Genomic DNA, 7,232 nt, shown 5'->3' with positions numbered 1-7,232 from the left:
GGACGGGCAGTGTGAGAACTTCCATCCTCGGGAGACCTCGACCCCTACCAGGACACCGACGCGCCCTCACCTACCCCCTCAACTGCGAAGAGCCGTATATCTACGCGACCAAGCCTATGTCGCGTGCTATTGGCTCGATGACAAGGCCGACGCGTGCGAGGCTAATCCCAAGGCGATGCCACGAGTCACCTTCCAGAACGGCCAAACGCAGGAGACCTGCCGCGACCTCAACCACACGTCGATGGGTCTCGCCGGAACCATCAACGCAGCCGAGACCGCGTCATTGCAGGGCGACGACCTCTATGGCGAACAGCAGGCGCGGATCACAACTGCGGTGTCGTACGCCACAGGCATCTCACTGGGCTACAGAGAGACCAGCGAATGGCCGACGAGCTTCTGTGGAGGCACTGACGAGCTGAGCCAGAACGTGCAGCTGGCCAGCCTGCCAGTCGATGTCGTCTACAACGCATACGCGGTGCGGGAGAGCGAAGAGTTTCCCGATGTGCGGATCCCCGGCTACGCGGTGGGCGGATCGCAGGCATCAGTCGAGGAATTCATCAACGAGTCCCTCGCAAGTGACGCGACGGTGCGCAATACCACGGCGTGGGAGGGCCTCACTCACCACCATCTCGCGGGTCTCGAGGACCCTGGGACACCGGCGTCGCCCTCGCCGGAACCGCCCTCCACGCCGACCGCGGCGCCCACACCGCCAAGGGGTGCAGAGGCACAGGTGGGGGCCCCGCGAAGTGCCGACCTCCCGCCTCACGAGGCACGCGTGATCATCCTCGCGATGATCGTCGGGGTCCCCATCGCGGCCCTGCTGCTCGTATCCATCGCTTCGCTAGTCCGCCGCTCCCGACTGCGGCGCCGCTGACGCTCACGCGTCGAAGCGAAGGATCTCCAGACCAGGGCCAGGGGTGCTATCCCGGGAGAGGCGGGGCTCCTCCTCGAGCCACCATTCGATCATCTCCTGCTCGTCGGCGCGATCAACATCGTCGGCGACCAGCCAGGCACCGCGCGCAAGCCTCGGCGCGAACGCTGGGATCGCAGGGTAGCGCGCGTGGGAGCCGGTCGACTGCGGAGGCCCGTCAACGAGGAGAACGTCAATTGCGCCGTCGATCTCGTCGAGTGTGAATCCATACCATGGGTAGTCGCCCCGCGGAGTTGACCGTTCGACGATGGGTGCGTGAACGACCTCAGCGTAGTCCTCAAGGTCATGCTCTCGGATGATTGCTCGCGTGCGCTCGACGTACTCGGGAAGGTGATCAATCGCCGTGACCTTGCCTCGCCCGAGACTACGCATAGCGTAGGCGAGCCACAGGGTGGACGTACCGCTCCCACACTCGACAACGGTCGTCGCCTGACTCTTCACGACGATGTCGGTGAGGGCGAGAAGACCGGTCGGGCTCAGCGCCCAACCTGCGATGTTGGGCAGAGTCGCCATCGGCCGGTATCGCTGCATGAGCTGATACATCGCCTGCGTGTCGGTCAGCAACTCGCGTGGCATGAACTTCAGCGTTCGCTGCACCGCACGCAACTGGTTGTTGGCGTAGCGGAGCAATCGGTCATGCTCTCCACGAAGGCTATCCAGCGCCTCGCGGAGACTCGCGGCCTCGTTCTGCGCCGTATTCCGCTCAGCGATGGCATCGCGGAGAAGCTCCTCACCACTAGACGGTTCCGCCATTGTCGGGCCCTTCTCTGAGGTCTTCGTCCCTACCCCCGAGGAGGGGAGGTCGGCAACATCGCGCGAATCGGCGAGCCGCTTCGAAAAGTCTCCCAGATGCTCTGGCCAAGCGCACGCATCGCAGCCGAGGCGCCTTCTCGAAGCGCGGAGACACGACCAGCATCTGGAGCCTCGACCCCGTTCAAGACCCGCGCTCGAAGCGCAGGATCCAAGGGATGGAACACGAGGTCCTCCCGCTCCAGTGCACGCATGAACTGCTTCGCTTTGACCACCGGGTTGACCGCAACTGTCGGCACTCCGTACATCGAGGCAACGATGGTCGTGTGGAGCTTCATGCTCAACACCAGCGAGCACTCACCCAACGCGCGACTGATCTCGTCAAGGTCCTCGACGCAGACGGTCTCCTTATCGTCAACCTGAAGCAGCTTGGAGTTCTCGAGATCCTTCTTGCCGTGAGCACCTACGCTCCCAATAATGTGGCGCACACGCCACCCCCGAGACTTCAGTTCGCGAGCGATCTCCGCTAGTTGCGCGTAGTTGTCGCCGGACTGCACATGGCGAGTCACGAGCCCGACAATCGGTGCACCCGCTGGCGCCGTGGCGCGAGGCAGAGGGAGCGCGCACACCAGGTCGGGATGGGAAGAGATCGGCACCGAGACATTCAGGTACTCCTCGATCCATCCTCGCGATCCTTCATCGCGCGTCGTGATCGATGCTATTGCGGGGTCAGTGAGGAACAACTTCCACCTGTCCAAGATGGCGGGGTCGACTTCTGGGCGATTCGCCTGGACCCCGATGCCGGCCACATGAACGGGGCGTCGCAGATAGGCAGGATTCACAAAGTCATGACTCACTCGCGAAGCGTACGGGCAGATCAGATCCCCACCACCAAGGACGACTGCATCCATGAGGTCGACGTACGAGTCTGCGAACTGGGTCAGGTAGGCCTGTGACGGTAGCCCGGCAAGCATGTGGACGTCTGCCCACTCGCCGAACCAGTGCTCGTACGTCTTCACATACAGCTCGTCACCGTAGTTGCCACGCCCAAATGAACCCGCGATCCCGACCCGCGGACGAACCCTCGCAGCTTCGCTCACGGAGATCTCATCACTCACGAGATTTGTCAACGCCACACCACCTGCTCATCCTGAGTTACCCGACCTGTTTAGTATACTTTACAGGAAGGCAACCACCTCGCCCCAGCGTCCCGCTGCACTACAGGCTCAGGAACTGGTACTCGCCGCCGAGCTGATTGAGCGCCTCCAGCCGTTGCCAGGTGATGCCGCCGTCGACGAACTGAGCCTCAAGTAGTGGGAAGAGCTTCGATTCGGACTTAAGGTCGGGGGCGACCTCATGACTACCGCCGGTCACCGCGAAAGGAACGCACGTCGCCCCGAGACACCGCACCGCATGGAGGGCCTGCGCAATGTCGGGCTTGGACTGGGTGCCGACAATAGCGACGGCACCGTTCTTCGCCCGCAAGGGCCCTGCGTCTGCGATGTCTAGGTAGCGACCACCGGACAGTGCGTTCACCTTCTCGATCAGGTGCGGCCAACGGGTATCTCCGAACGCCGCACGACGCGAATGACTAATGGCGGTCTGCCCTCCCAGCGTAAGCACCGAGTCAACATCAATGAGCGTCGCGTAATTGAGCGCCGCGAAGCCGCCCGCTGATGTTCCAATGAAGTGGACCGAGCGGCCACCTGCGCTATCGATAAGGTCGTGGATCACAGCCGCCTTCTGAGCGAATGTCTCGCCAAATTCGGCGACCGGGCTGTGATACCAGGAACGATTCGGATCACGCAGCAAAACGCTGTTGACGGCGAGGCTCTCAAGAGAGCGCGAGAATTCAAACGCCGGCAACCCGCCAACCCGTTGGCCCAGGCCAGTGAACACTACGACGGTAGTGTCGGAACCACGGCGCACGACCTGCGCGAACTCCGGCGCAGTCTGGTCACCGGTCTCATCACCCATCAGACGGACCCCACCAGCCCATGTGGTGCGTCCCGGTCGGCGAGAGGCGCACTCAAGGCATAGTCGAGCAGCCCCCTCGCGACCAGGTCCATACGGAGACCTTCCGCGTTCGCGATCTTGCGGAACGGTTCGGCCCGAACATCCTGTCGTTTGAAGCGGACCTTGGGCTTCTTCGCGGGGAGGCTCACTTGGATGCCATCCGCCACAAGCGTGTCATACAGGCGAGCGATGAGGTCACCCTTTGGCATGTCGACGTCGTTTTCATATGACAGAACTCGGTACGGCCGGCCGAGTCCATCCAACGTGTCTGCCGTGCGACGATACCAATTGTCGGTACGCTTGGACCAGGTGAGGAATTCTTCGATATCGATCTCGAGTTCCATGCCCCGCGTATTGGCGTTGATCCATGTATCGGTCTGGCGCGCCTTTTCGTATGACACGTAGACATCGAGCCGGCCGCGAACAAGGAACAAGACATGTCGATGCACGTCCACAAGAAGAGCGTTGAGAACGTCCGTCTCAAGCTGACCGCGGAAGATCTTATAGGAGATCACGTTCCGCCCCGTGCGAGCCGCCGTCTCTGCTAGCACCTCGATTCCGCGCTCTGGTGTGCCACGAAAGAGCTCGATGAGGCCAGGATCACGCGTCGACTTCGCGCTTGTCCCTGCGATCTCATTGATAACCTCGAGCTGCCCGTCGCGAGCAGTGCCGAAAGCGCCCGCCTTGTTGAATATTTCATTGGCACCCATGATCTCGGGGAACGCATCTAGGCACTCACAAAAGAAGTTCGTCCCACTCCTCGGGGCTGAAATCAACACCAGCTCTTCAACCCGGGCAGTTTCGCCCGAAACATTCACATCCATACGTATTCTTCTCTCGGGAAATCGAAAGGCGCCAGCTCAGAGTGAAACCAAAGCACCGGATTTGAACATGAATCGTTTCGGCTCGAAGGGCAACAGATCCCCCACCTCACGCCGCTTCTCCATGTTGTCGAGAAATTCCTCAACATCGTACATGTTTAGGTCTCGAAAAGATCCGGGGTGATAGTTCCACCATTTGATATCAAGGAATCGATCAATGATCTCTTGGGGGAAACGCGCCCGAATCGGTTTTGCCGGATTCCCGCCCACGATAGTGTAGGGAGGAACGTCCTTGACTACAACCGCGCCGCTCGCGATCACGGCCCCATCTCCGACCGTGATACCGGACTTGATCACACAGTGTGCGCCGATCCAGACATCGTTCCCAATCCTTCCTCGTCCGTAACTGCGAGGAAAGGACTCACGCGGCCCTAGATACTTGATGTCGTCGGGAAGGAATTCGCGCGGCCAGTCGCCATAATGGTACGAGTTCGTTGTCACAGATCCAATCGGGTGGTTACCGCCTACGACCTTCGATCCGCGCGCAACTGAGCAGTAGCGCCCCATATCTAGCGCCGAGAACTCGCTCGTTGCCTCGACGACATACGAGAACGATCCGATCGGGAGGATCATCCCTCGTGGGTGTCGCGAGAACTGTTCGAATGGCCGCCCGTTCACGACATAGACCTTCGACCCCGCCGCCACAGCGAGCTTCATCTTCTGCTTATTGTAGACGATATCGCCGTCCCACAGGATTGCAGCATCAGCCTCAGACAGAGTGATCGGCACAACCGCCATCGGTATCTCCTTGAGGATTCTTCGTCAGTCTCGGATCTCAGCGGCGAGCGTCTCCGCATGGTCCTGGTATGTTTTCCTCAACTCGGCCGGGATCAGGTCCAAAGCCCAGTCAAGCAGCTTCAGCGAGAAAGTCTGCCACGCCTCGCGGCCATTGTCGTACGACTCGAGGTCGGAGATGCGCTTATTCGTACCTCGCAGCGCCTCGAGCACAGCCATGCGGCGTGCGTCCTTGATGTTCGTGACCTGGTCACGTTCCTTGAACTTCCGATGGGAGCAGACGATCGCATCGTAGAAGCCGATGTTCGTTGCGGCCATCACGCTGTGCCAGTGGTACAGCACATCGTTGTGGACGACCGTCGGGCCGAAGAAGACGTTCGCATCGTGCAACAGATCGGTGCTGATGATGCGCGTCCACGGGTAGTTGATCATGTTCGCCGTGAACGCCTGCCGCTCTGCGTTGGTCCGGCTGAGTGGCAACTTCTCCCAGGCCTCGACATCGCGGGCGAACATGCCCTTGACCTTCTTCTCGTCAATGTAGTCAACCTGATACTTCACGAAAGTCAGGTCCGATCCGGTGACGTCGGCGTGGGCGACTGCCTTCTCGAGGGCCGACGCGTCGATGACGTCATCCGAGTCGAGGAAGAATGCGTACCTTCCCGCCACGAGGGGAATCACAGAGTTGCGGGCACGGCCCGCTCCACGGTTGCCCTGTGTGAACGCGTGGACGTTCGCATGCTTCTGCTCGTACTCGCGCATGATCTTCAACGAGTCATCCGACGAGCCGTCATCAACCAACAGCACGTCGAAGCTGATTCCGCTGAGCCTCAGCACCGAATCGAGTGACGATCGCAGCAGATCCGCACTGTTGTACACGGGCATCACGACCGTGAGGTCGATATCGGGGTACGCCCCTGCGTACTCCTCGAACTGCATGCGGATCTCGTCGGGCACCCGTACGCCGGGGGCCGCGGCCACGGCCCTCTTGTAGATATGCGAGAGACGGTGCTCGATGAGGCGCGCGGCTGCCGGCTGCTGCTGGCGCTTGATCGTCCACTTGACACGCGAGAGGTATGCGAAAAACTCCTCGAACAGCAGGTCCCGCCCGTCATGCTCGGTCGCGGCGAGGAAGTTGAAGATCGTATTCGCGTGGGCGGTGACGGCACCGAGCTTGTACTCACTCGCCCCCATCGTCTGCCCCTCGCGCTCCATGCGGTGATAACTGATGACATCGTCCGTCGCGACGACGCGGTCGGCACGCGACAAGACGAACCAATGCAACGGGTTGTCCTCGTAGAAGTAGTCGCCCTCGGGATAGAGGATGTGGTTCTCGGTAAGCAGGTCGCGCCGATACAGCTTGCGCCACGGCACCGCCGAGAGCCGCAGCAGCGCTGGGTGCGTGTACGCCGAGATGACCTCGCCCAGCGGGATGTCGCGCCAGGCCGCGTTGTCGTACGCATCGACGATGTCGCGATCTGTGTCGTTGAAGGTACGGAAGTCGCCGACGACGAGCTGTGCGTTGTTCTGATCAGCGAGCTCCACGAGCTTCGAGAAGATCCCTGCCTTCACCCAGTCGTCGCTGTCGACGAACGCCAGGTACTTGCCGCGAGCAGCCCGAATGCCCAGGTTGCTCGGCACCCCCGCACCGCCGAGAGTGTTGTGATCGAGCTCGATGACCTTGATGCGCGGGTCGAGAGCCCGATGCATCTCGATCACCTGACGGCTGTTGTCGGATGACGCGTCGTCGATGATGATCAGCTCGAGGTTTGTCAGATCCTGCGTCAATACTGATCGAATCGCGGTGTCGAGGAACTGGCCCACGTTGTAGACGGGCATGACGACCGACAACAGCGGCGTGCGCTCCAGCTCATCGTCCCGCAGTTTCTCGCGAGCGACAGGGTGCAGAACCCCGTCGCTAG

At 61.1% G+C, this 7,232-nt stretch carries 7 protein-coding genes; 1 reads left to right on the top strand and 6 read right to left on the bottom strand.

Annotation, left to right across the window (positions count from 1 at the left end):
- Window positions 1-175 precede the first annotated feature (175 nt).
- Window positions 176-874, top strand: a complete 699-nt coding sequence (locus H576_RS0112205; protein ID WP_029151161.1) for a hypothetical protein — start codon at window positions 176-178, stop codon at window positions 872-874.
- Between the two features lie 3 nt (window positions 875-877).
- Here the strand turns inward: H576_RS0112205 and H576_RS16170 are convergent, their stop codons facing one another.
- From H576_RS16170 to H576_RS15730, 6 genes are all read right to left on the bottom strand, one after another.
- A complete protein-coding gene (locus H576_RS16170) occupies window positions 878-1,684 on the bottom strand; it encodes a class I SAM-dependent methyltransferase (RefSeq protein WP_051172732.1) in 807 nt (268 codons plus the stop codon).
- A 29-nt stretch (window positions 1,685-1,713) separates the two neighbouring features.
- The gene (locus tag H576_RS15735) at window positions 1,714-2,781 is read right to left on the bottom strand and encodes a polysaccharide pyruvyl transferase family protein (RefSeq protein ID WP_211215815.1); all 1,068 of its coding nucleotides are present in this window, start codon (window positions 2,779-2,781) and stop codon (window positions 1,714-1,716) included.
- Window positions 2,782-2,899: 118 nt separating this feature from the next.
- A complete protein-coding gene (locus H576_RS0112190) occupies window positions 2,900-3,658 on the bottom strand; it encodes an alpha/beta fold hydrolase (protein ID WP_029151160.1) in 759 nt (252 codons plus the stop codon).
- The gene (locus tag H576_RS0112185; RefSeq protein WP_029151159.1) at window positions 3,658-4,521 is read right to left on the bottom strand and encodes a hypothetical protein; all 864 of its coding nucleotides are present in this window, start codon (window positions 4,519-4,521) and stop codon (window positions 3,658-3,660) included. Before H576_RS0112185 ends, H576_RS0112190 begins: the two co-directional genes overlap by 1 nt.
- A 36-nt stretch (window positions 4,522-4,557) precedes the next feature.
- On the bottom strand, window positions 4,558-5,316 hold the full coding sequence (locus tag H576_RS17305; RefSeq protein ID WP_084502722.1) for a CatB-related O-acetyltransferase: 759 nt from the start codon (window positions 5,314-5,316) through the stop codon (window positions 4,558-4,560).
- Window positions 5,317-5,340: 24 nt separating this feature from the next.
- Window positions 5,341-7,232 (bottom strand): glycosyltransferase (locus H576_RS15730; protein WP_051172729.1); only part of this gene is annotated, 1,892 nt, incomplete at its 5' end.

The sequence above is a fragment of the Microbacterium indicum DSM 19969 genome, from assembly GCF_000422385.1.
Lineage (GTDB): Bacteria > Actinomycetota > Actinomycetes > Actinomycetales > Microbacteriaceae > Microbacterium > Microbacterium indicum.
This window is presented reverse-complemented; position numbering and strand designations above follow the sequence as displayed.